Source organism: Roseovarius tolerans (assembly GCF_028885395.1).
GTDB classification, from domain to species: domain Bacteria; phylum Pseudomonadota; class Alphaproteobacteria; order Rhodobacterales; family Rhodobacteraceae; genus Roseovarius; species Roseovarius tolerans.
Window position 1 is genome coordinate 1,637,809 of sequence record NZ_CP118494.1, and the last position, 24,817, is coordinate 1,662,625.

At 64.8% G+C, this 24,817-nt stretch carries 24 protein-coding genes; 19 read left to right on the plus strand and 5 right to left on the minus strand.

Annotated elements, in window-relative coordinates; all coding sequences use genetic code 11:
- Nucleotides 1-45: 45 nt before the first annotated feature.
- The 12 genes from PVU19_RS08110 to PVU19_RS08165 all read left to right on the plus strand — a co-directional run bounded on the left by PVU19_RS08110 (nucleotide 46) and on the right by PVU19_RS08165 (nucleotide 11,257).
- Nucleotides 46-1,008, plus strand: a complete 963-nt coding sequence (locus PVU19_RS08110) for an AAA family ATPase (RefSeq protein WP_050662126.1) — start codon at nucleotides 46-48, stop codon at nucleotides 1,006-1,008.
- Nucleotides 1,005-1,907, plus strand: a complete 903-nt coding sequence (locus tag PVU19_RS08115) for a DUF58 domain-containing protein (protein ID WP_050662125.1) — start codon at nucleotides 1,005-1,007, stop codon at nucleotides 1,905-1,907. The genes PVU19_RS08110 and PVU19_RS08115 overlap by 4 nt, the downstream gene beginning before the upstream one ends.
- Nucleotides 1,897-2,268, plus strand: coding sequence for a hypothetical protein (locus tag PVU19_RS08120; protein ID WP_050662124.1), 372 nt, complete (start codon nucleotides 1,897-1,899; stop codon nucleotides 2,266-2,268). Before PVU19_RS08115 ends, PVU19_RS08120 begins: the two co-directional genes overlap by 11 nt.
- Nucleotides 2,261-3,223 (plus strand): VWA domain-containing protein, encoded by a 963-nt coding sequence (locus tag PVU19_RS08125; RefSeq protein WP_050662123.1) that lies wholly within the window; start codon nucleotides 2,261-2,263, stop codon nucleotides 3,221-3,223. The genes PVU19_RS08120 and PVU19_RS08125 overlap by 8 nt, the downstream gene beginning before the upstream one ends.
- The gene (locus PVU19_RS08130; protein ID WP_050662122.1) at nucleotides 3,223-4,119 is read left to right on the plus strand and encodes a vWA domain-containing protein; all 897 of its coding nucleotides are present in this window, start codon (nucleotides 3,223-3,225) and stop codon (nucleotides 4,117-4,119) included. Before PVU19_RS08125 ends, PVU19_RS08130 begins: the two co-directional genes overlap by 1 nt.
- Complete coding sequence (locus tag PVU19_RS08135) at nucleotides 4,116-4,769, plus strand: tetratricopeptide repeat protein (protein ID WP_050662121.1); 654 nt, start codon at nucleotides 4,116-4,118, stop codon at nucleotides 4,767-4,769. The genes PVU19_RS08130 and PVU19_RS08135 overlap by 4 nt, the downstream gene beginning before the upstream one ends.
- A complete protein-coding gene (locus PVU19_RS08140) occupies nucleotides 4,766-5,959 on the plus strand; it encodes a BatD family protein (RefSeq protein ID WP_050662120.1) in 1,194 nt (397 codons plus the stop codon). The genes PVU19_RS08135 and PVU19_RS08140 overlap by 4 nt, the downstream gene beginning before the upstream one ends.
- 70 nt (nucleotides 5,960-6,029) lie before the next feature.
- Entirely contained in the window at nucleotides 6,030-6,746 is a 717-nt protein-coding gene (locus PVU19_RS08145; protein WP_050662119.1) for a response regulator, read from the plus strand.
- A gap of 4 nt (nucleotides 6,747-6,750) precedes the next feature.
- A complete protein-coding gene (locus PVU19_RS08150; protein WP_050662118.1) occupies nucleotides 6,751-7,908 on the plus strand; it encodes an FIST N-terminal domain-containing protein in 1,158 nt (385 codons plus the stop codon).
- On the plus strand, nucleotides 7,905-10,148 hold the full coding sequence (locus PVU19_RS08155) for a hybrid sensor histidine kinase/response regulator (RefSeq protein ID WP_321164583.1): 2,244 nt from the start codon (nucleotides 7,905-7,907) through the stop codon (nucleotides 10,146-10,148). Before PVU19_RS08150 ends, PVU19_RS08155 begins: the two co-directional genes overlap by 4 nt.
- Before the next feature lie 78 nt (nucleotides 10,149-10,226).
- Entirely contained in the window at nucleotides 10,227-10,907 is a 681-nt protein-coding gene (locus tag PVU19_RS08160; protein WP_050662117.1) for a hypothetical protein, read from the plus strand.
- Nucleotides 10,904-11,257 carry a hypothetical protein gene (locus PVU19_RS08165; RefSeq protein WP_050662116.1) on the plus strand — a complete coding sequence of 118 codons (354 nt, stop codon included), beginning with the start codon at nucleotides 10,904-10,906 and terminating at the stop codon, nucleotides 11,255-11,257. Before PVU19_RS08160 ends, PVU19_RS08165 begins: the two co-directional genes overlap by 4 nt.
- Before the next feature lie 17 nt (nucleotides 11,258-11,274).
- Here PVU19_RS08165 and PVU19_RS08170 read toward each other — a convergent pair whose 3' ends face one another.
- Nucleotides 11,275-11,967, minus strand: a complete 693-nt coding sequence (locus PVU19_RS08170) for a GntR family transcriptional regulator (RefSeq protein ID WP_082237480.1) — start codon at nucleotides 11,965-11,967, stop codon at nucleotides 11,275-11,277.
- Nucleotides 11,960-14,890 carry an FAD-binding and (Fe-S)-binding domain-containing protein gene (locus tag PVU19_RS08175; RefSeq protein ID WP_274789915.1) on the minus strand — a complete coding sequence of 977 codons (2,931 nt, stop codon included), beginning with the start codon at nucleotides 14,888-14,890 and terminating at the stop codon, nucleotides 11,960-11,962. Before PVU19_RS08175 ends, PVU19_RS08170 begins: the two co-directional genes overlap by 8 nt.
- 145 nt (nucleotides 14,891-15,035) lie before the next feature.
- Here PVU19_RS08175 and PVU19_RS08180 point away from each other — a divergent pair, with 145 nt between their 5' ends.
- From PVU19_RS08180 to PVU19_RS08210, 7 genes are all read left to right on the plus strand, one after another.
- Nucleotides 15,036-16,220, plus strand: coding sequence for a pyridoxal-phosphate-dependent aminotransferase family protein (locus PVU19_RS08180; RefSeq protein ID WP_050661847.1), 1,185 nt, complete (start codon nucleotides 15,036-15,038; stop codon nucleotides 16,218-16,220).
- A 121-nt stretch (nucleotides 16,221-16,341) separates the two neighbouring features.
- On the plus strand, nucleotides 16,342-17,316 hold the full coding sequence (locus PVU19_RS08185) for a TRAP transporter substrate-binding protein (protein ID WP_050661846.1): 975 nt from the start codon (nucleotides 16,342-16,344) through the stop codon (nucleotides 17,314-17,316).
- A 118-nt stretch (nucleotides 17,317-17,434) separates the two neighbouring features.
- Nucleotides 17,435-17,989, plus strand: coding sequence for a TRAP transporter small permease (locus tag PVU19_RS08190; protein WP_050661845.1), 555 nt, complete (start codon nucleotides 17,435-17,437; stop codon nucleotides 17,987-17,989).
- Entirely contained in the window at nucleotides 17,989-19,269 is a 1,281-nt protein-coding gene (locus PVU19_RS08195; RefSeq protein WP_050661844.1) for a TRAP transporter large permease, read from the plus strand. Before PVU19_RS08190 ends, PVU19_RS08195 begins: the two co-directional genes overlap by 1 nt.
- 9 nt (nucleotides 19,270-19,278) lie before the next feature.
- Nucleotides 19,279-20,052 (plus strand): enoyl-CoA hydratase, encoded by a 774-nt coding sequence (locus tag PVU19_RS08200; protein WP_050661843.1) that lies wholly within the window; start codon nucleotides 19,279-19,281, stop codon nucleotides 20,050-20,052.
- Nucleotides 20,049-21,251, plus strand: a complete 1,203-nt coding sequence (locus PVU19_RS08205; protein ID WP_235575695.1) for a CaiB/BaiF CoA transferase family protein — start codon at nucleotides 20,049-20,051, stop codon at nucleotides 21,249-21,251. Before PVU19_RS08200 ends, PVU19_RS08205 begins: the two co-directional genes overlap by 4 nt.
- Nucleotides 21,248-21,988: a 2-keto-4-pentenoate hydratase gene (locus PVU19_RS08210; protein ID WP_050661841.1), complete on the plus strand. Its 741-nt coding sequence runs from the start codon at nucleotides 21,248-21,250 to the stop codon at nucleotides 21,986-21,988. Before PVU19_RS08205 ends, PVU19_RS08210 begins: the two co-directional genes overlap by 4 nt.
- Before the next feature lie 5 nt (nucleotides 21,989-21,993).
- Here PVU19_RS08210 and PVU19_RS08215 read toward each other — a convergent pair whose 3' ends face one another.
- Genes PVU19_RS08215 through PVU19_RS08225 form a run of 3 tightly spaced genes read right to left on the minus strand, consistent with a single transcriptional unit; the run spans nucleotide 21,994 to nucleotide 24,813 of the window.
- The gene (locus tag PVU19_RS08215) at nucleotides 21,994-22,842 is read right to left on the minus strand and encodes an ABC transporter permease (RefSeq protein ID WP_050661840.1); all 849 of its coding nucleotides are present in this window, start codon (nucleotides 22,840-22,842) and stop codon (nucleotides 21,994-21,996) included.
- A gap of 10 nt (nucleotides 22,843-22,852) precedes the next feature.
- Entirely contained in the window at nucleotides 22,853-23,710 is an 858-nt protein-coding gene (locus tag PVU19_RS08220; protein WP_050661839.1) for an ABC transporter permease, read from the minus strand.
- Complete coding sequence (locus PVU19_RS08225; RefSeq protein ID WP_050661838.1) at nucleotides 23,710-24,813, minus strand: ABC transporter ATP-binding protein; 1,104 nt, start codon at nucleotides 24,811-24,813, stop codon at nucleotides 23,710-23,712. The genes PVU19_RS08220 and PVU19_RS08225 overlap by 1 nt, the downstream gene beginning before the upstream one ends.
- Nucleotides 24,814-24,817: the final 4 nt, after the last annotated feature.

Consider the following 24,817-nt stretch of genomic DNA (forward strand, 5'->3'; position numbering starts at 1 on the left):
GGTGCTTTGCGGCTAGTCTTATCCCGGGATCAGCCGGGAGGGGCCATGGACAAGAGAGCCGAGGAGGTGCCGCAGGGCGTGGCTGCACTCGCGCAGACGCTGGAGGCGGAACTGGCGGGGCACGGACTGTTGATAAGGCGGTTGCTGATCACGCTACTGGCCGGGGGGCATCTGCTGGTCGAAGGGCCGCCCGGTGTGGCCAAGACCCGCGCGGTCAAGGCGCTGGCGGCGGGGATCGCGGCGCGGTTCGCGCGCATCCAATGCACGCCGGATCTGATGCCCTCGGACCTGACCGGCACGCCGGTTTATCACCCGAAGGATGGCACATTCGAATTCATGCCGGGGCCGGTTTTCAACAACCTCGTGCTGGTCGACGAGATCAACCGCGCGCCGCCCAAGGTTCAGTCGGCGCTGCTCGAGGCGATGGCGGAGCATCAGGTGACTGCGGGCAACACCACCCACGCGCTGCCCGATCCGTTTTTCGTGGTGGCGACGCAGAACCCGATCGAGCATGACGGCACCTTTCCCTTGCCCGAGGCGCAGCTGGACCGGTTCCTGATGCATGTGGTGCTCGATCTTCCGGGCATCGAAACCGAGCGGCGCATTCTCGATCTGGTCGAGGCCGAAGGGCAGGCGAAAGAAACCGCTTCGCGCGCATGTCCAATGACCTTGGTGCAGCTGAAAGAGGCGCAAAAGGCGGTCAGGGATGTATATCTAGCACCAGAATTGCGCGACTATATCGTGCGGTTGGTGATGGCGACGCGCGATCCGGGTCTGCGCGCCGAGGTGGAGCATGCCGTATCGCCGCGCGGTACGCTGGCGCTGGCCGCGACCGCGCGGGCGCGGGCATATCTGGACGGGCGCGATCATGCGCTGCCCGAGGATGTGGTGGCACTTGCAGCGGATGTGCTGGCGCATCGCATGGTGCTGAGTTGGGCGGCGGTGGCCGAGGGGCGGCGGGCGCGCGATATCGTGGCTGACGTCCTGAGCCGGGTGGCACCGCTGTGACGCCTGCCCTGCAGGGCGAAGGCGTGGTCCTGCGGGCCGAGGCGCTGATCGCGCTGCGGCACGTGGCGCTTGCCGCGCGGGGCGCACCGGCGCTCGCGCAGTTGCCTGGCGGGCATCCGACGCGGCGCAAGGGCGCAGGGCTGGAGCCCGCCGACACCCGCGATTATGTACCGGGCGATGATCTGCGACGGCTTGACCGGGGCACCACGGCGCGCACCGGGCGGCTGCATCTGCGCGAATACCGCGAAGAGCGCGACCGCGTGACCCTGCTTGTGGCCGATTTCAGGCCGGTGATGCACTGGGGCGTCGGGCGGCGGTTTCTGTCGGTGGCGGCGGCCGAGGCGCTGTGCATGATCGGCTGGCGGCTGGCCGAGGAGGGCGGGCGCGTGGGGCTGATGGCGCTGACCGCTGCGGATGCGGTGATCGTGCCTGCCCGTGCCCGGGCACGCGGTATGCTCGACGTGATCGGCGGCATGGTGCGGGCGCATGAGATGGGATTGGCCCTCGCGATGGACGGACAGGGTGATCCGCCACTTGACCGGCTGTTGCCCCGCGCGGCGCGGCTGGTGCCGCCGGGGGCGGAGGTCGTGCTGGCCTCGGGTTTTGATGTGCCGGGCGCGGAGTTGGCGGACCGGCTCGATGCGCTTGCGCGACGGCGTGCGCTGCGGTTGTTGCTGGTGACCGAGGAACTGGAGCGGCACCTGCCCGCCGGGCGCTATCCGATCCGCCAGCGCAACGGGCACCGCGCCACGGTGCGGTTGAGTGCTGCGCGGCCGGAAGCGAGCGAGGACGAGGCTGCACGGGTTGCCGGGCGCGCGGCGCTGGTGATCGATGCAGGCCGGGACCCTGCCCATATCGCGCGACGTATCGCGGCGGAAGGGCTCCGCCATGTCGGATGATGACGAGCGCGCGCAGACGCTGCTGGCCGGGCTGCGCGACATTCGCCTGCCTGTCGAGGCCGCAGGTGGCGCCGTGGCCGAACTCGCGGCGGCGGTGGCCCTCGGCGCGGTCGCTGCCTTGGTTGTCGCGGGGGGTGCACGATTGATTGGGCGGCGCGCAGGCCACGTGCCGCCTGCGCCCGAGGCCAATCCGCTCGATGCCTTGTCGGCGCTTTCGGGGGACGACCGGCGCGTTGCGCTGCTGCATCTGATACGGGCGCGCGATCCTGATCACTATGCCTGTTTGCGCCAACGCCTTTACCGGCGCGATGGGGCGCTCGACCTGGCGGCGCTGGAGGCAGAGGTGCGCGGCCGTGTTTGAACTGGCGCAACCCTGGTTGATCCTGCTCGCGCCGCTGCCCGTGCTGGTGCGCCGCCTGTTGCCGCCGCGTGTCGCCGGGAGTGCCCATCTCATCGTGCCGGACCGGATCGGTGGCGCATTGCTGGCGGCGGGGCGCGCCGAGCGGGCGGGGCGGCGCGCCGACACTCGCCTGATCCTGTCATGGCTGATCTGGGGTCTGCTGCTGTTGGCGCTGAGCGGGCCTCGCGATCTGGCCCCGGTGCGCGCGCTCAAGGTCAGCGGGCGCGATCTGGCCATCGTGCTCGACCTGTCGGGCTCGATGGTGCGGGACGATTTTCACTTGAATGGCGCGCCGGTCACGCGGCTCGCGGCGGTCAAATCCGTGGGCGCGGATTTTGCGCGGCGGCGCGGCGGTGATCGGGTGGCGCTGATCCTGTTCGGATCAGAGGCGTATTACGCCGCTCCGTTCACCTTCGATGTTGGATCGGTGGCGCGGCGGATCGAGGCCGCCACCATCGGCATCTCGGGGCGCGCGACGAATATCTCGGACGGTCTGGGCCTTGCGCTCAAGCGGTTGCAGCGCTCCGAGGCGCGCAGCAAGGTGGTGATCCTGCTGTCGGACGGGTCGAACAACGCTGGCATGACGACGCCGCGCGATGTGGCGGGGCTGGCGGCGCGGATGGGGGTGCGGGTACACACCATAGCACTTGGCCCCAAGGACAAGGAGAGCGCGGCCCCGGGCGAGCGTGGTGTTGTCGATGCCGCCACATTGCGGGCGATTTCCGAGATTTCGGGGGGCGAGAGCTTTCGCGTCCGCAATACGGAGGACCTGGTCGAGGTGGGCCGTGCGCTCGACCGCTTGGAGACCACCGAGAGCGACGGCTTGGCCGCCGAGATCTATCGGGAGTTCTGGATCTGGCCCGCCGCTGTCGCGGGGCTGCTGGCGCTGCTGTTGGTCTGGCGGGAGGCGCGGTGATGGTCGGTGATGTGACCCTGCTGCGCCCCTTTTGGCTGCTGGCGCTCCCCGGGATCGCGCTGCTTGCGCTCTGGCTTTGGCGGCGCGGGGTTGGGGCGGCAGTGTGGCAGCGCGCGGCGAGACCCGAATTGCTGGTGGCGATGACCGCGCTGGGCCGGGTGACGCCGGCGGCCGGGCGCATGCCGCTATGGGTGGCGCTGTCGCTGCCGGTGATCATCGTGATCGCGCTCGCCGGTCCGGCGGCGGAGCGGCGCGATGCGCCTGCGTTTCGCAATCTCGACGGGGTGCTGTTCGTGGTGGACGTATCGGAGGGGGTCACCGGTTCGGAAGGATGGCCGGATCTGCAGATGACGGCACGGTTCGCGCTTGGGGCGCTTGGCTCGCGGCCCGGCGGGCTCATCGTCTATGCGGGCGATGCCTATGAGGCGGTGGACATGACCGGCGACTTGCGCGAACTGGGACAGACGCTGTCGCTGCTGGAGGCGGGCACCGTGCCTGATCCCGGCGCGCGGCCGGATCGGGCATTGATGCTAGCGGCGCATGTGCTGCGCGGGGCCGAGGTGATCGCTGGCGACGTGCTGGTTTTTACCGATGGCTCCGAGCTTGGCCCCGAGACGCTGCGCGCGGCGACGGAATTGAAGGCCGCGGGAGCGCGGCTGTCCTTTGTGGCACTGCGCGATGTCAGCCCGCAGATGCAGAGCCATGCCACCCTGACCGGCGGGCAGGTCTTCGGCGCGGATGAGGTGAACGCACTGACCGACTGGCTGACGCAGAGCGCGCGGCCCCGGCTGGAACGGCAGGGCTATCCGCTTCTGTTCTGGCATGATCTGGGGCGGTATCTGCTGGCGTTTGGCCTGTTGCCCCTGTTGTGGCTGTTCAGGCGAGGCGCGGCATGAGGGGGCTGGCGATCCTTGGCCTGCTGGCGGTGCTGCTGGCAGTTGCGCTTGGCGGAGCGGCCCCGTTCGGTCGGATTGCCCTCGCACTGCACCTGCCGGGGGTGGCGGTGCCGTTTTTCTCTGATCCGGGCTGGCGTGGGGTGGCGCGCTACCGGGCCGGGGACATGTCCGGGGCCGCGCGGGAATTCGCAGTGGCAAGGTCCGCGTTCAACCTTGGAAATGCCGAGGCGCGGCAGGGCCGCTATGCTGCCGCCCTTGAAGCTTATGACCGCGCGCGCGCCACGGGCGACGCGGCGGCGCAGGCCAATTTCGATCTTGTCATGGCGCTCTATGCCGGAAGCGCCATCGACCCCGCGAGCATTGGCCGGTTTCCCGAGCGCGACGAGGGGCCTGAGGCCGCGTCCTTCGTGGCACGGGGCGATGCGCGGGCCTCTGGCACCGGCGACGAGGTAACGAATTCGGACCCGCTGCCGGGTTTGGTGGAGCTTGAAAGCCGGGGGCGGCTCGGGGTGCGGCAGGTTTTTGACGACAGTTTCGTGCTGGCCGATGAACGCTGGCTGACGCAGCTTTCAGATGTGCCAGGAGAATTTCTGGCCGCTCGCATCGCTCATGAGCGCAAGCGCCGCGCGGCGCTGGAGGGGCGGCGATGAGAGGCTGGATGATCGCGGCGCTGCTGGCCGTCTGGCCGCTGATCGGCTGGGGACAAAGCCGCGAGGTTCTGCCGGAGCAGTTGCAGCTTTCCGTCGAGGTCGAGCAGACCGGGCATCAGCCGTATCGCGGCGAGATGATTCTGGTGACCATTCGTGGCAGTTATCGGCGGCACATCACCCGCGAACGGGTGGAGCAACCGCCGCTTGACGGGTTCAGTTGGTCGCAGCTTGGTCCCGACCGCTGGTACGAAGAGCGGATTAGCGGTCGCCCGGTAAAGATATTCGAGCGGCGGATGGCGCTTTACCCCGAGCGGGCGGGTGAGTTGACCATCGGGGCCTTTACCCATCACCTGACCCTGACAGATGAGGGCGATGAGTGGTTCGGGCATTCCGTGCACTCCGAGCCGGTGGAGATCAGCGTGGCCCCCGCGCCTGCACCTGCGTCGGAGTGGTTTCCTGTGCGGCGTCTGCGGATCAGCGACGATTGGTCGAACGCGCCTGATCAACTGGCCCCCGGCGAGGGCGTGCTGCGGGTGCTGCGGATCGAGGCCCTGGGCGCGATGCCGGGCATGATCCCGCCCATGCCGGACCTGCACTCGCCCTCCGGGCTGATCTTTGCGCATCCCGAAAAACGCCTGGTCGAACTGACGCCGGAGGGACCGATGACCTATGCGTTCTGGCGCTGGACGATCCGGCCCGGCAATGACACCTCGGCCATCGTGGAGCCAATCCGCCTGAGGTATTTCGATACGGTGGGACGCGTGCCGCATGAGGTGACGATTTCGGCGCAGCGGGTGGCCTATGGCACGGTTCTGCCGACGTCTTCCAAGGTCGCGCCATTGCGGGAAACGCGCCTGCCGGGCGCATCGCAGGCGGTTTTGGGGGGCGCTGTTTTTCTGCTGGGCCTGTGGCTTGCGGTGCGCGGTTGGCGGATCGACGGGCTGAACCGGCTGCAAAGATTTGCACCGCTCGATCCGCTGGCACGGCAAATGCGGCGGGCGGCGCGGGCGGGCGATGCGCGGGCACTGCGCCGTGCCGCCGCCTTGATGCTCGCGCGCGACGGCCCGCATCCTGCGCGTCTGGCGCTGCTTGGGCGGCTGGACCGTGCCATCTTTGCTGCCGCGCCGATGACACTGGACCTGCCGGACATGGTGCGCGCGTTCACGTCCGCGCGATCAACCGCCGGGTGAACGGGGGCGTGTCACTGCTGTCTTGCAAAAGATGAAAGAGGGGGTAAAGTTCGGTCAGGGAGGAAATGTCATGAACGTGAGAGCCGAATTGCGGCCGCGCGGTCAGGTGAGTTCAGTTCTGATCGTGGACGATCACCCGCTTTATTGCGATGCCCTGGCTGCTGCGATCCCCGTGGTCTTTCCCAATTGTGTCGTCGAACAGACCGCAAGTCTGAAGGATGCGCTCAAGCGTCTCGAAACGGGCTTTCGGCCCGATCTTGTGATGTTCGACCTCAAGCTGCCGGATGTCTCGGGAATCTCTGGCTTCATTACCATGCGCGACAGGTTGAAGACTGTGCCGATCCTCGTGATTTCGGCGCTGTCCTCGTCTGAACTGGTGCGCACGCTGATGGCGGAAGGGGCCGCTGGGTTCCTGCCCAAGGAGACGTCTGCGCAGGAATTGCGCCGTGTCATCGCGCGGGTGGGTGCGGGCGGTAAATACCTGCCCAAGGCCTATGCCGAGCGCATCGCGCGCGACGAGGGCGGCGGGCGTGCCGAGCCCGAGCATCCCACGCTGTCTGCGCTGACCCCGCAGCAGCAAAAGATCATGAAGCTGATCTGCGCGGGCAAGGCCAACAAGCAGATCGCCTATGAACTTTCGCTGGCCGAGGCCACGGTCAAGGCGCATATCACCGGGTTGCTGAACCGGTTAGGTGTCAAGAACCGGACACAGGCCGCGGTGCTGGTCAAGAGCACGATGGGCGGCGAGACGGGCGATCCCGAGGCGCGCGCCTTTCTGAGCGGCTGACGTCATGCGCGACGGTGTCACCGGCCCGCGTCATGTCTGGGTGGGACAATCAAGTGCCGCGGAGGCGGCCCGCGCCGTGGACGAGGCTGCGGCGGGCTTCAATCTGCGCGAGACCTGTTTCGTCCTTGCCTTCGTGCCCAAGGGGCTTTGCCTCGACGAGGTCGGCGGTGCGCTGCAGGCGCGGCTTGGCGGTTTGCCGGTGTTCGGCTGCACCTCGGCAGGGCAGATCACGCCGGATGGCTACAGTTCGGACGCGCTGTTGCTGCTGGCCTTTCCCAAGGCCTATTTCCGCTGCGCCTCGGTGCTGATCGAGCAGTTGCGCCCGTTCTCCTTTTCCGCCATCGCGGCGGCGGCGGAACGGCAGGAGGTGCAGTTTCAGCATACCGCAGGATGGAACCGGCTGGCGCTGCTGTTCACCGACGGGCTGTCGAAGCAGGAAGATCTCCTGGTTTCGACGCTGGAGACGGTGCTGCCGGACATTCCCGTCTTTGGCGGCTCTGCCGGGGACGGGCTCGATTTCGACGAGACTTTCGTTTTGCAGGGCGGGCGGTTCTATAAAGATGCTGCGCTGTTGCTGATCATCGAGACATCGCTCGGCTTCAAGGGATTCAGCTTCGATCATTTCCAGCCCACCGACGAACAGCTTATCATCACCGGCGCTGACCCCGAGGATCGTTTGGTGTTCGAGATCAACGGCGCGCCGGCGGCGCAGGAATATGCCCGGCTGGTCGGTTGTGCCCGCGATGCCCTCTCGCCCCGGATATTCGCCGAGAATCCCATTCTCGTTCACCACAAGGGCCGTTATTTCGTGCGCGCGATCAGTGACGCCACCGAGGATGACGCGCTCTCCTTCATGGCGGCGATCGATGACGGGGTTATCATGACGCTGGGGCGCGGCAAGGAAATGATCGAAACCCTACGCACGGGGCTCGATCTCGAGAGCACCAAGCGTGAGCGGCCCGATTTCATCCTTGGCTTCGATTGCGTGCTGCGGCGTCTCGAGGTGGAGCAAAGGCAGTTGAGCCGCGAGGTGTCGGAGATCTTTCGCGAGGCGCGGGTGCTGGGCTTCAACACCTATGGCGAGCAACATTGCGGCGTGCACATGAACCAGACCTTTGTGGGCGTCGCCTTTTTCGGCCCTGACGGCCCGGGGGTGTTGTGAATCTGATTGATCCGAACCAGCCGTCCGATATCCAGATCGAGCGGCAGTCGCGGATCATTGCCGCGCTGATGCGGCGCGCGGACCGGCAGAACGAGTTGAACGTCTCGGCCTATAGCGCCTTTCAGTCGGCCATCGAGTTGCAGGCGCAGGTCGCCGCCAAGACCCGTGATCTGGAACGCGCCGCGACTGAACTGGAATCGGTGCGCGGTGATCGTGAACGTACCCGTCGCAACCTGCATGACGCGCTCTCGGCGATGCATGAGGGGTTCGCGCTTTTTACCGACGGGCGGCTCGACGTGTGCAACGAGTTGTTTCGCAACGTGTTGCCGGACGTGGCGGTCGAGGTCGACTCGGGGATCACGCTTGATGCCTATTTCGACCTGATGGTGCGCAGCCGCCACCTTGTCTCGACGGACCGCAAGATCCATCACCCCGCCGCGCAGTTGAAAAAGGCGGATGACGGCGCGATGGCCATGTCGCTGCTGATCGAGGTGACGGGCGATATCTGGTATCAGCTTGGTCTTCAACGTACCTCGTCCGACAATGTCGTGTTGCTGCTGACGGATATCACGCCGATCGTGCGGCAGAACCGGTCCGAGAAAAAGACGCTGATCGACCAGCAGGCGGATTATCTGCAGGCCGTGTTTGAGAACATGACGTCGGGGGTCTGCACCTTTTCCGCCGAGGGCACGGTGATGATGCAGAACCGGCAGTTTCGCCAGATCCTCGGCGTGCCCTATACCGAATTGCAGCGCGGCACCACGCTGGAGCGGCTGCTGGCCTTCATGCAGGCCAATGATCTGGTGCGCGACGATGCCTTTCTGGAAATTGCCAACTGGCAGGAGCAGTTGAAGAAAAACGGCTGGCTGCGGCGGCGGGTGCGGCATGGCAAGGGCCGGGTTTTGGATGTGCAGGCCAACGGGCTGCCCGATGGCGGGTTTCTGGTGGAGTTGAAAGACGTCACGCTGGAGAGCCGTGCCACGGAAATGCTGGAGAACCGGGTGCTGGAGCGCACGGCGGAACTCACCCGTGCCAACGAACGCCTGACCGAACAATTCGAGGAAATGGCCCGCGTCGAGGAGGAGTTGCGCCTTGCCAAGGAACGTGCCGAGGCGGCGGTGTCGTCGAAGACGCGGTTTCTGGCGGCGGCGAGCCATGACCTCTTGCAACCGATCAACGCCGCCAAGCTGCTGATTTCGACCCTGCAGGAGGCCGCGCAGGAGTCGCACCTTTCGCCGATGGTGGACCGGCTGCACCGCGCCTTCAGCTCGACCGAGCAGCTGTTGCACGCGCTGCTGGATATCTCGCGGCTCGACAGTGCCGACCCTGACGCGGTCACGCCCACCGATGTCAGTCTCGGTCCACTGATGGAGGGGGTGTTCGCCGATCAGCTGCCGCTGTCGGAATCAAAGAACGTGCGCCTTGACGTGGTGCCCTGTCATCTCTTCGTGTGGTCCGATCCGGTTTATCTGCAACGCTCGATCCAGAACCTCGTGGTGAACGCCATCCAGTATACCGAACCGGGCGGGCGCGTGTTGCTGGGCGCGCGGCGGCGCGGCGGTCAGGTGGTGCTGGAGGTCTGGGATACCGGAATCGGCATTCAGCGCACAGATCAGAAGCGCATTTTCGAGGAATTCGCCCGCGCCGAGAATGCGGCCTTCGGCACTGGCATGGGGCTTGGGCTGTCGGTCGTGGATCGCGCCTGCCGTCACCTTGGGCATGCGCTGCGTGTGCGTTCGGCCCCCGGGCGCGGATCGGTGTTCAGCATCGAGATGGAGGTGATCGAGGGTCGCGTGGCGCAGGATGATCCGGCGGCACTGATTCAGGCCAAGGGCGACGTGCCGTTCGACTACCACGTTCTGGTGATCGAGAACGACGCGGACGTGCTCTTTGCCACCACGCAGCGTCTGGAGCGGTGGGGCGCGCGGGTGCTGGGGGTGCAATCAACCAATGCCGCGCTTGTTCTGCTGGAGGAAACCGGGGCGGTGCCCGATATCGTGCTGGCCGATTATCATCTCGACGATGGCGAGACCGGGCTGGACGCCGTGGCCGCCTTGCGCGACTGGTCCGGGCATCATCTGCCCGCGATCCTGATCACCGCCGACCGCTCCGAGACGCTGCGCCGCAAGGCTGCGCGTGACGATATCTCGGTCATGCCCAAGCCGGTCAAGCTGTCGCGGCTGCGCCCGCTGATCGACTGGGCAATTCACTGGAACACCGGCGGGGCACCGTTTGGCTGAACTGCGCGCGATACCGACAAAAGTCGGCCATGACAGGGCGTGCGGAACGCATAGGCTGACGGGCGGGAGGATTTGAGCATGATGAAACGCGTAGCCTTGGTACTGGGCCTCGCCCTGACGATGACGGCGGGGCCGGGCCTTGCCACGTCGGTGGATGGCGAGGCGACGTATGACCTGTTGTTCCGCGATGGCACGCTCGATCCGGTAAGCCGCGACCATACGCTCGTCTATCAGCGCGAGGTCACGAATACGCTCAACCCCGATGCGGCGGCGCGCGACAGCGGCGAGATCGGCCTGCGGATCGAGCAGGCCGAGGATATGGAGATGGTCCGGCTGGAGTTTCGCCGGGACGGCAAGCATCGCGGCATGGGCTCGTTTCCAGCGAGCGTTGGCAATCCGATGATCATGGTGTTCTACGAATCGGTCGTCCGCGACATGGCGGAAACGGCGGGTGGCAGCCCGTTCTATATCCGCAACCGCGTCAAGGACGCACTGGTGCAGCCCTCGGAGGTGGTGCCGGGCACGGCGATGGTGAACGGCGAAGAAGTGGCCACGAGGACGATCCGGATGCGGCCCTTCGAGGGTGATCCCAATGTTGACCGGATGATGGGGTTTGGTGCGCTGGAACTGAGCGTGACCATGTCCGAGGCCGTGCCGGGCTGGTATCTGTCGCTGGTGGCAGAGGCCCCGGCCCCCGATGGTGCCGGGCTAATGTATCGTTCCAGCCTGCAATTCGACGCAGAGGAGGTGCTGCAATGATCCGGGGGGTGGGTTTGGCGTTGGCTGTGGCAATCGCGAGTGGCACGGCTGCGGCGCAGGACGTGGCCGAACGCTTCAACGATTACCCGACCGAGGCGCGCGCCGATTATGTCTTTGCCTGCATGGCGACCAATGGGCAGAACCGCGACATGCTGCGGCGCTGTTCGTGTTCCATCGACGAGATCGCGGCGATCCTGCCTTATGAGAAATACCTAGAAGCCGAGACCGTGCTGTCGATGCGACGGGTGGGTGGCGAGCGCATGGCCTATTTCCAGAGCGCCGCGCCGTCTCAGGCGATGGTCGCCGATCTGCGCCGGGCGCAGGCAGAGGCCGAAATCGTCTGCTTCTGACAGGCAGGCGGTGGCGCTCAGTCGCGCGTCTTGGCCTTGATCGAGGCGAATTTCTGCAACAGGTGATCGCGCATGAGCCTTGAGCAGCGCGCCGCATCGCGGGCCAGGAGTGCCTCGGCAATGGCTTCGTGTTCCTCGACGGCCGCGCGCCAGCGGTCGGGGGTGAGGTTGGCCTGATAGCGCGCGCGCTGCACCCTGAAGGCCAGCAATTCATGCGAGCGCATGAGTGTGTCATTGCCGGCCGCCGCGAGGATCGCGTTGTGGATGGCCTGATTGATCCGGAAATAGGTCGGACGGTCCGACTGCTCGAACGACCGACGCAGGTCCTGCGTCAGGCGCACGATCTCTTGCAGCGTGCGGTCCTCTGCCTGTTCCGCCGCCAGTTCTCCCGCCAGCCCTTCGAGCGCGGCCAGAACGCGGAACACCTCGTCCAGCTCGGCTTCGCTCTGGCGGGTGATTACCGCGCCGCGATGCGGGATGAGATTCAAGAGCCCTTCAGAGGCCAGCACCTTGAGCGCCTCGCGCAGCGGCGTGCGTGAGACGCCGAATTGTTCGGTCAGGCGCTTCTCGTTGATCTTCTCGCCGGGGTCCAACTGGCCTTCCAGAATCATCTGGCGCAGGCGGTTGGTGATCTCCACGGCCAATGCCGTGCGACCGATGGGATCGGGTTTGAGGGCGGTCATCGGGGCCTCTTGGCTTTGGTCATCCATTGCTGCGGCCCTCCTTTACAGCATTTTCCGACGCCTTGTCGAAGACTTCCACGATATGCAGCGCGCGGCGGTCGGTGCCGTCGGCGATCTGGTGACGACAGGAGGTGCCGTTGGCGATCAGAATGTCATCGGGCGCGGCGGCGCGCACGGCGGGCAGCAGGGACAATTCGCCCATTTTCTGCGACACCTCGATGGTTTCCGCCTGATAGCCGAACGCGCCTGCCATGCCGCAGCAACTGCTTTCGATTGTCTGCGGATCGAGCCCGGGGATGAGGGCGAGGGCCTTGCCCATGTCGCCCATCACGCCCGCCGCCTTTTGGTGGCAATGGCCGTGCACATGGGCGGTCTGTTCCAGGTCGGAAAGAGGCAGGTTGAGTTTGCCTGCGCGGGATTCCCGAGCGATGAATTCCTCGAAGAGAAAGGCATTCTCCGACAAGAGCCGCGCGTCTTCTCCGGGCAGCAGCGTCAGGAACTCGTCGCGCAGGGTCAGCAGGCACGACGGCTCCAGCCCCACCACCGGCACGCCTGCGCGGATATGCGGCAGGAGCGCTTCAAGCGTGCGCCGCGCCTCGGCACGCGCCTTGTCGATCATGCCCGCCGCCAAATAGGTGCGGCCACAGCAGAGCGGGCGACCGGGGGCATTTGCGGTGATTACCTCATAGCCGGCCCGAGACAGCACGCGCAGCGCAGCGCGAGGAATATCCGGCTCCATCCAGCGGTTGAACGTGTCGGTGAAGAGAATGACCTTGCCCGCCTTGGTCGAGGCGCGGGCGCGCTTCACCTCGGCATCGCGGAAATAATCGCCGCGAAACATTGGCAGGGAACGTGCACGCGCCAGCCCGGTGATGCGTTCACCCAAGGTGGCCAGAAACGGCGCGCGGTTGCGCAGGGCGATGAGACTGCGCAGTGCCACGGCGAGGCGAGCATAGCGCGGCATCTCGGCGATCAGGCGGGCGCGCAGACCGAACCCAAGCTTTTGGCCGCGCTGATAGAGCACCTCGGTCTTCATTTTGGCCATGTCCACGCCGGTGGGGCATTCGCGCTTGCAGGCCTTGCAGCCGACGCACAGCTTCATCGTCTCGGCCATCTCGTCGGAAAAGAGCGCGTCCTTGCCCAATCGGCCCGACAGCGCAAGCCGCAGTGTGTTGGCGCGGCCCCGCGTCACGTCGCGCTCATCGCGGGTCACGCGGTAGCTGGGACACATCGCGCCGCCCGCCAGCTTGCGGCAGGCGCCGTTGTTGTTGCACATCTCGACCGCGCCCTGAAAGCCACCGCCCTTGCCGGGCCAGGCGGACCAGTCGTGCCCCGTCTTGAGATCGGCGAAATCATAGCCCGGCGGATAGCGCATCAGGCTGCGGTCATCCATTTTCGGCGCATGCACGATCTTGCCGGGATTGAGGCGGGTGTCGGGATCGAACGCCGCCTTGACCTCTTCGAAGGCGCGCAGGATGCGCGGGCCGAACATCGCGCCGTGAAACTCGGAGCGCACGATACCGTCGCCATGCTCGCCGGAATGCGAGCCCTTGTAGTCGCGCACCATCTCGAACGCGGCTTCGGCGATCTCGCGCATCTTGCGCACGTCCTGTTCCAGCTTGAGGTTGAGCACAGGGCGCACGTGCAGGCACCCCTCGGAGGCGTGGGCATACCATGTGCCGGTGGTGCCGTGCTGATGAAAGACCTCTGTCAGACGGTCAGTGTAATCCGCCAGATGATCAAGCGGCACGGCGCAATCCTCGACGAAGGACACGGGCTTTCCCTCGTCCTTCATCGACATCATGATGTTGAGCCCCGCCTTGCGCAGCTCTCCGATCTCGGCGGCAAGGGCCATGTCCCAGACCTCGACCACGCCGCCTTCGTGGCTGTCGCCCTTGCCGAAGCCATAGCCCAGATCTGATATCGTGTCTGCCAGGCGGCGCATGTTCTCTTTGTTCTCGGGTGGGCTGTCGGCGAATTCCACCAGCAGCATCGCCGCCGGTTTGCCGCGCACGAATTGCTCCAGCGTTTTGGCGTAGAGCGGGATCGCGCGGGCGAGGTCGATCATGGTGCTGTCGACCAGTTCGACCGAGGTGGGGCCAAGGGCGACCAGCGATTTCGCGGCCTCCATCGCGGCGCGGAAGGTGGGAAAATGGCAGACACCCAAGACACGGGTTTTGGACGGCAGGGGGGAGAGCTTGATCTCGATGGCGGTGGAGGTGGCGAGCGTCCCCTCCGAGCCGATCAGCAGATGGGCGAGGTTGATGGGCGTGTCGCCGGGCACCAGCGCGTCGATATTGTAGCCGCCAACGCGGCGCTGCACCTGCGGGAAACGGGCAGCGATCTCATCGGCTTCGCGCGCGCCCAGATCGAGCATCTGCCGAAGCAGGGATTCGGGCACGCGGTTGCCCGACCCGGGGCCGAAATCGAAAGGCGTCCCATCGGCGAGATAGCCCTCGATTCGGGCGACATTATCCCGCGTCGTGCCATAGCGCAGCGAGCGCGAGCCGCAGGAATTGTTGCCGACCATGCCGCCGATCGTGGCGCGCGAGGCGGTGGAGACGTCGACCGGAAACCACAATCCGTGCGGTTTGAGCGCGCGGTTGAGATCATCCAGAACGATCCCCGGCTCGACCACCGCGCGCTGTCCTTCGACGTCCAGCTCGAGGATGCGGTTGAGATGTTTCGAGCAATCGACGATCAGCCCGGAATTCACCGTCTGACCGCATTGCGAGGTGCCGCCACCGCGCATTGTGAGCGTGATTTCGGCGGTACGGGCGGCCTCAATAGCGGCTGCGATATCCTCGGGTGCGCGTGGCACGATCACGCCTGCGGGCATGATCTGGTAGATCGAGGCATCGGTCGCATAGCGCCCGCGCGAAAAGGCATCGAAGCGGGTTTCGCCCCGCACCTCGCGGCTGAGGCGGTCTTGAATGGCGCTGTCCAGCATGGTCCCCCGATCCGGTAGTGGCTTGAGATAATGTCTTGACAGAATATTGAATTCAGAATTCAATTCAACAAAATTCACCTGCATCCGAGTCTTCGCTACTCGGCCCCTCGCGGGCGCAGGTGCCGTCATTTTGGGGAGGAACGACATGCCTGCTGGCCGCCATTTTCTGCAAATTCCGGGGCCGTCGAACGTGCCTGATCGCATCCTGCGGGCGATGGACTATCCGACGATGGATCACCGTGGCCCGGCCTTTGCCGATGTCGGGCGCAAGGCGCTGGAGGGGATGAAGGGCATCTTCAAGACCGATAGCCGCGTGGTGATCTACCCATCCTCGGGCACCGGCGCGTGGGAGGCCGCAATGGTCAACACGCTGTCGCCCGGCGACACGGTGCTGATGTACGAGACTGGCCATTTCGCGATGCTGTGGAAGAAGCTTGCCGAGAAGCTGGGCCTCAACCCCGTCTTCATTGAGGGCGATTGGCGCGGCGGGGCAAATGCCGCGGCCATCGAGGAGCATCTGCGCGGCGACAAAGGGCAAGAGATCAAGGCGGTTTGCGTCGTGCATAACGAGACCTCGACCGGCTCTGTCACCGATGTGGCCGCCGTGCGCCGCGCCATCGACGCGGCGGGTCATTCGGCGCTCTTGATGGTGGATACGATTTCCTCGCTCGCCTCGGTCGATTACCGGCATGACGAGTGGGGCGTCGATGTGACGGTCTCGGGCTCGCAAAAGGGTCTGATGCTGCCGCCGGGTCTGTCCTTCAATGCCGTCAGCGACAAGGCGATGACCGCGTCCGAGAGCGCCGGTTTGATCCGCTCCTATTGGAGCTGGGCTGAGATGGCAGGACCGAACGACACCGGCTATTTCCCCTACACGCCCGCGACCAACCTGCTTTACGGTCTCAACGAGGCGATCGACATGCTGCACGAGGAAGGGCTGGAAAACGTCTTTGCCCGGCATCGGCGGCACGGTGCTGCGGCGCGCGCGGCGGTTGAGGCCTGGGGGCTCGAGGTGCTGTGCAACACGCCCTCCGACCGCTCGCCGGTATTGACGGCGGTGATGGTGCCCGAGGGGCATTCGGCCGACAATTTCCGCGCGGTCACCTTGCGCAATTACGACATGTCGCTCGGCAATGGGCTTTCGAAGGTCGCGGATCGGGTGTTCCGGATCGGGCATCTGGGCGATTTCAACGATCTGATGCTGATCGGCACGCTGGCCGGTGTGGAAATGGGCCTGCGTGATGCAGGCGTGCCGTACCGCGCGGGCGGCGTGCAGGCTGCGATGGAAGTGCTGGGCGAGACTGCCCTGGCCAATCGCGCCGCCGCCTGATGGCGGATGTTCCGCGCAGGAGGAGGAGCCTGCGCGGGACGCACCCGAGACGTTCGGGCAACGCAAAGACCACCGCGCGGAAGGAGCCGTGCGGGACACTGAAACCAAGGGAGGAAAGATAATGAAAAAGACACTGATTGCAGCCGTTGTGGCCTCGTTCGCCGCAGTGCCCGCCACGGCGGCGGACACGACGTTGAAATTCGGCCATGTCGGCGCGCCCGGCTCGCTCTTCGAGGCGACGGTGAACCATTACGCGGCCTGCGTGGGTGATAAATCCGGCGGTTCGGTTGAGGTGCAGACTTTTGGCTCGTCGCAGCTCGGCAAGGACAAGGAGCTGTTGCAGAAGCTCAAGCTGGGGCAGGTCGATTTCGCGTTGCCCTCGTCAGTGATGTCCTCGGTCGACAGCGTGTTCGGCATTTTCGAGATGCCCTATATCATCAAGGACCGCGACCATATGCGCCGTGTTCAGGACGCTATGATGGACACGTTCCAGGGTGCGGCCAACGATAATGGCTATCACATCGTGGGCTTGGCTGAGAACGGCTTTCGCAACATCACCAACAACATCCGTCCGATCAACACGCCCGAGGACCTGCAAGGCGTGAAGCTGCGCACGCCCAACGGCGAATGGCGTGTGAAGATGTTCAAGCAATACGGCGCGAACCCGACGCCTATGGCCTTTTCTGACGTGTTCACCGCCTTGCAGACCGGCGTGATCGACGGGCAGGAAAACCCCTATGCGCAGATCGCCTCGGCCAAGTTCCAAGAGGTGCAGAAGTATCTGTCCATCACCGGGCATGTCTACACGCCCGCCTACATCCTCGCGTCTGAAAAGCACTTCGGCAAGCATTCCGAAGAGGTGCAGGCGATGCTGAGCGACTGCGCGGCAGAGACGCAGACCTTCACCTATGAGAAGGCGGCGGAGCTCGAGACCGAGTTGCTCGGCGTGATCAAGGATGCGGGCGTCGAGGTGAACGAGGCCGACAAGGACGCGTTCATCAGCGCTTCCAAGCCGATCTACGAAGCCTTTGCCGCCGAGGTCGATGGCGGGCAGGAGATGATCGACAAGGTGCTTGCTCTCGGCAACGCAAGCTGATTGCCTTTTCCGGTGGCCCTGACCGGGGCCGCCGGATGACCCCTGATACACCCATGACGGCCCGATCCTGGTGCGTTTGCGCGCCGGGCGGTGCCGATGCAGCGCAAGACAGGCCCGAATGAACGCTCTTCTTCACCGAACGAACCGGATTGCAAGCCGCCTGCTGGAGTGGATCACCGTTCTGTTGATGGTCGCGTTGACGGCCATCGTGATCGTCGCCGTGCTCGCCCGCCTCATGGGCCACAGCTTTTCGTGGTATGACGAGGTGGCGGCGATCATGCTCGCCTGGATCACCTATTACGGCTCGGCGCTCGCTGCGCTGCACCGGCGGCATATCGGGTTCGACTCGGTTTTGCTGGCCATACCGCCGCGCGCACGTATGGTGGCGGTGCTGGTGGGCGAGGCATTGGTGCTGACCTTCTTCGTGCTCATGGCGCGGGCCGGATTTCAGGTGCTTGAGGTGCTCGAGGGTGACAGCCTCACCTCGCTGCCCTGGGTGCCGGTGCAACTGACCCAATCGGTCATTCCCATCGGTGCCGTTCTCTTCATCATCTGTCAATTGCTGAGCCTGCCGCATTACTGGGCCAAGACCGCACAAGGCATATCGCTCGAACATGCCGAGATCGAGGAAGAGGTCGAGACCGAAATGGAAAAGAACAAGGAGCGCGGCTGATGCTGATGCTGGCGATTTTCATAGCCCTCGTGGCGATGATCTGCATCAACGTGCCGATCGCAATCGGGCTGGCCCTTGCGGGGGTCATGGGCCTTCTGGTCACCGAAGGTGCGGGCAGCCTCGTGACCATCGCGCTCGACATGTATGACGGCTCGACCAAGTTCTCGCTGATCGCAATTCCGATGTTCGTGCTGGCGGGGGCGATCATGAACGCGGGCGGCATCACCGACCGGCTGATCAATTTCGTCTCGGCGATCATCGGCTTCGTGCGCGGTGGCCTCGCGATGGTCAACATCGGCGTATCGTTGTTTTTCGCCGAAATCTCGGGCTCCGCCGTGGCGGATGTGGCGGCCATGGGGTCGATCCTCATTCCGCAGATGAAGAAACGCGGCTATTCCAAGGAGCTTTCGGCCGCCGTCACATCGTCCTCGGCCTCATTGGCGATCATCATTCCGCCGTCGATCCCGATGATCCTTTATGCGGCCTCGGCCAATACCTCGGTCGAGCAGCTTTTCGTGGCGGGCGTGGTGCCGGGCCTATTGGGCGCGTTCGGCTTGATGATGGTCGCCTATATCTTTGCGCGGCGATACAATCTGCCGACCGAAGAGGCGTTCAACATCCCGCGCCTGCGCGAAACCTTCATGGAGGCGCTGCCCGCCTTCACCCTGCCGGTGATCATCCTTGGCGGCATCTTCGGCGGGTTCGTCACCGCGACCGAGGCGGCGGGTCTGGCGGTGATCGCGGCTATCGTTGTATCGGTCTGGTATCGGCAGATCGACATCGCGCATTTGCGCCGTGCCATGCTCGATGGTGGCATGCAGACCGCCGTTGTGATGCTGCTGGTCGCGGCCTCGGTGCTGATGGGAGGCTTCCTGACCCGCGCGCAGATCCCGCAGCAACTGGCGGAGGGCATTCTCAACATCACCGATCAGCAATGGATGATCCTGTTGATCCTCAACTTCTTCTTCCTCGTTATCGGGTTCTTCCTGCATTCGGCAGCGGCAATCATCCTCGTGGTGCCGATCGTCATTCCGCTGATCACGGCGGCAGGCATCGACCCGGTGCATTTCGGGCTGGTGGTGACGCTGAACCTTGCCATCGGGCAACAGACGCCGCCCGTGGCCTCGGTGCTGATCACCTCTTGTGCGGTTGCGCGGGCCAATATCTGGGAAGTGTCCAAGGTCAATATCTGGTTCGTGCTGGTACTATTGGCCGTGCTGATGCTGTGTACTTATGTGCCGTCGGTGCCGCTGTTCCTCGTTGAATATTTCTACCGCTAGGGGGCTGACATGAGCGAGATACTGTCACAGGTGCGGGACCACACGCTCTGGATTACCTTCAACCGCCCGCAGGCGCGCAATGCTTTGACGTTTCAAATGTATGAGGGGCTGGCGACCCTTTGCCGGGAGGTGCCGACCGATGGTAGCGTTCGCGCGGTGGTCATTCACGGCGCGGGGGGCAAGGCCTTCGCGGCGGGCACCGACATGACGCAGTTTCGCGCCTTCGACAAGGCGCAGGATGCGCTTGATTATGAGGCCCGGATCGAAAGTGTGCTGGAGGCGGTGGAGCGTTGCCCGCTGCCCACGGTGGCCGCGATCAACGGGGCCTGCACTGGCGGTGGAGCCGCGATTGCCGGGGCCTGCGATATCCGCATTGCGACCGCGAACCTCAAGTTTGGCTTTCCCATTGCCCGCACACTTGGCAATTGCCTGGCCGCCGCCAATCTCGCGCGGCTGGCCTCTTTGATGGGTGCGGGGCGGGTGCGCGAGATGATCTTTACCGCCCGTCTGATCGGCGCAGAAGAGGCGCAGGGCTGTGGCCTGATCACCGAGTCGCTGGAGGACGAAGACGCATTGATGGCCCGCGCCGGGGAACTGGCCGACACGCTGGCGCAGATGGCCCCCCTGACGCTGCGCGCCACCAAGGAGGCGATGCGCCGGGTCAGCGCCGCTACTCGGGTCGAGGACGCCGATCTGATCGAGATGTGCTACATGAGCCGGGATTTCCGCCACGGGTTGGAGGCATTTCTCAACAAGGAAAAACCCGAATGGAGCGGGACATGACGAAGACAGGTGCCCTTGCGGGGATGAAGGTGATCGAGCTGGCGCATATCATGGCCGGGCCGGTCTGTGGCCTGATGCTGGCCGATATGGGTGCCGATGTGATCAAGGTGGAAAAGCCCGACGGTGATGATAGCCGCCGCTTTGTGCCGCCCGCGATCCAAGGCGAGTCCGCCGCCTACATGATGATGAACCGCAACAAACGGGGCGTGGCGCTGAACCTCAAGGATGCGCAGGGCGTCGCGGCGCTGCACCGCCTTCTGGAAGAGGCCGATGTGGTGATCGAGAATTACCGCATGGGCACGATGGAACGGCTGGGGCTGGGATATGAGGAGCTGCGCGCGATCAATCCGCGGCTGATCTATTGCGAAATCTCCGGCTTTGGCCGCACCGGCCCCTATGCGCAGCGCGGCGGGTTCGATCTCATTGCACAGGGCATGTCGGGTCTGATGTCGATCACCGGAGAGGGGCCGGGCCGCCCCCCGGTCAAGACCGGTGCGCCCGTGTCGGACATCACGGCGGGGATCGTGGCGGCTATGGGCGTCTCGGCGGCCTATGCGCGGATGTTGCAGACGGGGGAGGGGCAAAAGGTCGATACCTCGCTGTTCGAGGCTGCGATCACCCAGACCTATTGGCAATCGGCGATTGCCTTCGCCACCGGCGTGGCCCCCGGCCCGATGGGTTCGGCGCACCCGCTCAACGGCCCCTATCAGGCGTTCGAGACGGCGGATGGCTGGATCAACGTGGGTGCCGCCAATCAGCGCAACTGGCTGCGCTTTCTCGACGTGATCGGCGCGCCGGAGTTGAACGACGACCCGCGCTTTGCCTCGAACCACGACCGGATGCAGCATCTGGGAGAGTTGGAAGAAATCCTCAACAGTTATCTGCGGCACGAGACCTCGGCGGTCTGGCTGGAGCGGATGGAGCAGGCGGGGCTGCCCGCCGGGCCAGTGCTGGACATTCTCGAAATGCAGGCCGACCCGCAAGCGCGTGCCCGCGAGATGATCGTCGAGGTGGATCATCAGGTGGCGGGCCCCGTCAAGACCCTGGGCCATCCCGTCAAATTCAGCGAGACACCCGCCAGCCTGCGCCGCGCCGCGCCGGTTCTGGGCCAGCACAGCCGCGAGGTGTTGCAGGAGGCAGGTTATGACGCGGCGGAAATCGAGGCAATGGTCGCCTCGGGTGCGGTGATTGCGGCATGAATGACCCCCTCGTGGCGCAGTTGCTGGCGGCGCGGGAGGGTGGGGCGAAACTCCCTGCAAAAGTAGGCGAAGGTCTGTCCCGTGCCCGTATATTCGAGGTACAGCACGCGGTTGCGGTGCGGCTTGGCCCGGTGGGGGGCTTCAAGGTGGCGTGTCCGCCGGATGCCCCCATTGTGATCGCGCCGATCATGGCGTGCGATATCTACCAAACTCCCGCCGAGATCACCGTTTCGGCAGGCGAAGAGGTGGGAATCGAACTGGAATACGCCTTTCGCCTGATCGCGAGCCCGCCGGACCGGGATGCCCCCGATTTCGAGGCCCGATTGCGCGCGTCGGTGGAATTGCTGCCTGCGTTCGAGTTGGTTCAAAGCCGCCTCGCCGACCCGAAGGGCGCGGGACCGGCGCTCAAATTGCTGGACAACCAACTCAACGGTGCAGTGGTTCTGGGCGAGGCGGTTCGTGACTGGCAGAGCCTTGACGTAACACGCGCCGAGGCGCGGCTGCTGCTTGGCGGCGAGACCCTGCTTGACGGTGTGGCGCGCGTACCGGGCGGCGATGCCTTTGCCACGCTCTGCGCGCTGACCCGTGGGCTTGGCGATCATTGCGGCGGCTTGCAGATGGGGCAGGTGGTGATCACCGGCTCGCTCAACGGCTTGCCGTGGATCACACCGCCGAAGACTGCTCAAGGCCGCATCGCCGGTCTCGGCGATGTGGCGATGACGCTCAAGACCGCTTGAGCAATCTACCTGCGCTGAAACGCGATCATGACCAGCGCCAGCAGGCTCGACCCGACCATGAGCAGCAGCGACACCGCGTTGAGCAGCGGGGTGGAGCCTTCCTTGAGCCGGTCGAACATCGCGATGGTCAGCGGTGCGTCGGATCCTACCAGCATCAGCGTGGTGTTGAAATTCTCGAAGCTCATCAGAAACGCCACGACAAAGGCCCCGATCAGGGCGGGCATGAGGTAGGGGATGGTGATCGAGCGCACCGCCGTCAGGTGACCCGCCCCGAGGTTGAGGGCGGCCTCCTCCAGCGTGCGGTCGAATTTCTGCAACCGGGCGGCGATGACCAGCGTGGCGATGGTGGTGATGAAGGAGAACTGCCCGAGGATCACCAGCACAAGGCCGGGGCGCAGCGCCGTTATATCCCATTCCATCGCGTCCCAGGCCGCATTGGCGACGGTCGAGGAAAAGACAAGAATAGAGATGCCCAGAACGATCCCGGGAATGACCAGCGGCGTCAGCATCAGCACATAAAGCAGCCCACGGCCGCGAAACTGGTAGCGGTTGAAGAGAAACGCATTGGTGGTGCCCACAGCGACCGAGAGCGCCGAGACGCAAAGCCCGACAAAGGCCGAGGTGCCGATGGCGCGCAGGATGGGACGTTCGTGAAAGACGCCAATCTTGGGTTGTTCCTCGCCGAAGAACCAGTCCCAGGTGAACCCTTCCCAGGGCAGCGAGGGGAACTGGCTGTCGTTGAAGGCAAAGACCGCGACCACCGTGAGCGGCAGCGCGAGATAGGTGAAAAAGAGCACCACATAGGCGGTGTAGGTCACCTTGATCAAGCGGCTCTGGGGGATGGTGGGGATCATGGCGTGTCTCTCATCCCATGGTTTTTTCAAGGGTCTGGCCGGTCACGCGCAGCGTGCCCCAGACGATTACCGATGACAGGATCAGCAGCATGAAGCCGAAAGCCGCGCCAAGTTCCCAGTTGAAGCGCACGATGAACTGCGAATAGATCAGTTCGGTGAACCACAGGCTGTCCTTGCCGCCCAGCATGATCGGGGTGAGGTAATTGCCGAGCGATAGCATGAAGACGACGATGGAGCCCGAGACGATGCCGGGCATGGCATGGGGAATGACGATCTCGCGCAGGATCGACGGGCCCGAGCCGCCGAGATCATAGCCCGCCTCGATCACCGCGTCGTCGAGACTGTCGAGCGTGGTGATCAGCGGTACCACCATGAACAGCATCGAGGTATAGACCAGTCCCACCATGATCGCGGCGTCATTATAGAGCATCTCGACCGGCGCATCGGCCAGCCCTGCCCATTGCAGGACCGACGAGAACAGGCCGGTTTCGCGCAGCAGGATCATCCAGCCGAAGGTGCGCACCAGTTCCGACACCCAGAACGGCACGAGGCACAGCAGAAAGAGCGCCGAACGCACCCGCCCGCGCGCCATCTTGGCGATGTAATAGGCCACCGGAAAGCCGATCAGAAGGGTGAGCGCCGTCGCCATCACCGACATCACGGCGGTGCGCGCGAAGGTCATGAGGTACAGCGGTTCGTCGATGAAGCTGCGGTAATTGGCGAGGCTCGTCGCGTATTCTCCGACCCCCACCCGCTCGCGCAGCGAGACGAGGAACATGTCGACATGCGGGATGATGATCAGCAGACCCAGCCATAGCAGGAGCGGTGTCACCAGAAGCAGAAACCCGAGCCTTTGTGCGGCCTGCATCAGCCTGCCTCCGCCGCAAAGCAATTGCCCTGATCGCTGGACCAGCCGACATGCACCGCTGATCCGCGCTCGAGATGGGCGAACTCGCCGGATTGCGGCAGCGCCACCTCGATTTCCTCGCTGCCCTGGTCAGGGCGCATAAGGATACGGCTGGCGGCACCATTGAACAGAAGGCTGGTCACGGTGCCCGACAGGCGATTGTCGAAATGTGCCACGTCACCGGGCGTGTGACCAAGGCGGATCGCCTCGGGACGCACATAGATATCGGCCGTGGTCCCGTCGGAAAGGGCGCGCCCGTGGCGGCTTCCCAAAAGTGCCAGCCCGCTGTCGCTGCGCAGGCGGAGGGCGTCGCCATCCACGCTTTCGACGCGGCCACGCCAGCGGTTGCTGTCCCCGACAAAGCCCGCGACAAAGGCGGTTTCGGGCCGGTAATAAAGATCGCGCGCGGCACCCATCTGCTCGAACCGCCCGGCATTCATCACCGCGACGGTGTCGGACATGACCAGCGCCTCGCTCTGGTCATGGGTGATATAGACAAAGGTGGTGTCAAAGGCGGCCTGCAGCGCCTTCAACTCGATCTTCATATGTTCGCGCAGCTTCAGGTCGAGCGCGCCGAGCGGTTCATCAAGGAGCAGCACATCGGGCTCCAGCACCATGCAGCGGGCGATCGCCACGCGCTGTTTCTGCCCGCCCGAGAGTTCCTCGACCCGGCGCGTGCCGATATCGGGCAGGCCGATCCGCTCTAGCACCTCACCCACCTTGGCTGTGATCTCAGGCTTGGGCAGGCCCTTGCGGCGCAGCCCGTAGCCGATGTTGTCAGCGATGTTCATCATCGGAAAAAGTGCGAGATGCTGGAACACCATGTTCACCGGGCGCTTGTTGGGGGGCACGTCGAGTACCGAGCGGCCCTTGATCCGGATGTCGCCATCAGAAGGCGCGAGGAAGCCCGCGATCATCCGCATGATCGTCGTCTTTCCGCAGCCTGACGGCCCGAGGATCGAAAAGAACGAGCCCGGCGGCACCTCGAAGCTGACATCGTCGACGGCGGTCGTGTCGCCGAACCGCTTGGTGAGATGGGTGCAGGCAAGATCGGGCTGCGTCATGTCG

What these genes read in the sequence shown, in the direction of transcription:
- PVU19_RS08200 (WP_050661843.1), top strand. Translation starts at nt 19,279, where the DNA reads ATGAGCGAGATACTGTCACAGGTGCGGGACCACACGCTCTGGATTACC.
- PVU19_RS08135 (WP_050662121.1), top strand. Translation starts at nt 4,116, where the DNA reads ATGAGGGGGCTGGCGATCCTTGGCCTGCTGGCGGTGCTGCTGGCAGTT.
- PVU19_RS08195 (WP_050661844.1), top strand. Translation starts at nt 17,989, where the DNA reads ATGCTGATGCTGGCGATTTTCATAGCCCTCGTGGCGATGATCTGCATC.
- PVU19_RS08130 (WP_050662122.1), top strand. Translation starts at nt 3,223, where the DNA reads ATGGTCGGTGATGTGACCCTGCTGCGCCCCTTTTGGCTGCTGGCGCTC.
- PVU19_RS08215 (WP_050661840.1), bottom strand. Translation starts at nt 22,842, where the DNA reads ATGATCCCCACCATCCCCCAGAGCCGCTTGATCAAGGTGACCTACACC.
- PVU19_RS08145 (WP_050662119.1), top strand. Translation starts at nt 6,030, where the DNA reads ATGAACGTGAGAGCCGAATTGCGGCCGCGCGGTCAGGTGAGTTCAGTT.
- PVU19_RS08210 (WP_050661841.1), top strand. Translation starts at nt 21,248, where the DNA reads ATGAATGACCCCCTCGTGGCGCAGTTGCTGGCGGCGCGGGAGGGTGGG.
- PVU19_RS08175 (WP_274789915.1), bottom strand. Translation starts at nt 14,890, where the DNA reads ATGCTGGACAGCGCCATTCAAGACCGCCTCAGCCGCGAGGTGCGGGGC.
- PVU19_RS08205 (WP_235575695.1), top strand. Translation starts at nt 20,049, where the DNA reads ATGACGAAGACAGGTGCCCTTGCGGGGATGAAGGTGATCGAGCTGGCG.
- PVU19_RS08220 (WP_050661839.1), bottom strand. Translation starts at nt 23,710, where the DNA reads ATGCAGGCCGCACAAAGGCTCGGGTTTCTGCTTCTGGTGACACCGCTC.
- PVU19_RS08150 (WP_050662118.1), top strand. Translation starts at nt 6,751, where the DNA reads ATGCGCGACGGTGTCACCGGCCCGCGTCATGTCTGGGTGGGACAATCA.
- PVU19_RS08190 (WP_050661845.1), top strand. Translation starts at nt 17,435, where the DNA reads ATGAACGCTCTTCTTCACCGAACGAACCGGATTGCAAGCCGCCTGCTG.
- PVU19_RS08180 (WP_050661847.1), top strand. Translation starts at nt 15,036, where the DNA reads ATGCCTGCTGGCCGCCATTTTCTGCAAATTCCGGGGCCGTCGAACGTG.
- PVU19_RS08140 (WP_050662120.1), top strand. Translation starts at nt 4,766, where the DNA reads ATGAGAGGCTGGATGATCGCGGCGCTGCTGGCCGTCTGGCCGCTGATC.
- PVU19_RS08165 (WP_050662116.1), top strand. Translation starts at nt 10,904, where the DNA reads ATGATCCGGGGGGTGGGTTTGGCGTTGGCTGTGGCAATCGCGAGTGGC.
- PVU19_RS08170 (WP_082237480.1), bottom strand. Translation starts at nt 11,967, where the DNA reads ATGGATGACCAAAGCCAAGAGGCCCCGATGACCGCCCTCAAACCCGAT.
- PVU19_RS08225 (WP_050661838.1), bottom strand. Translation starts at nt 24,813, where the DNA reads ATGACGCAGCCCGATCTTGCCTGCACCCATCTCACCAAGCGGTTCGGC.
- PVU19_RS08185 (WP_050661846.1), top strand. Translation starts at nt 16,342, where the DNA reads ATGAAAAAGACACTGATTGCAGCCGTTGTGGCCTCGTTCGCCGCAGTG.
- PVU19_RS08160 (WP_050662117.1), top strand. Translation starts at nt 10,227, where the DNA reads ATGATGAAACGCGTAGCCTTGGTACTGGGCCTCGCCCTGACGATGACG.
- PVU19_RS08110 (WP_050662126.1), top strand. Translation starts at nt 46, where the DNA reads ATGGACAAGAGAGCCGAGGAGGTGCCGCAGGGCGTGGCTGCACTCGCG.
- PVU19_RS08120 (WP_050662124.1), top strand. Translation starts at nt 1,897, where the DNA reads ATGTCGGATGATGACGAGCGCGCGCAGACGCTGCTGGCCGGGCTGCGC.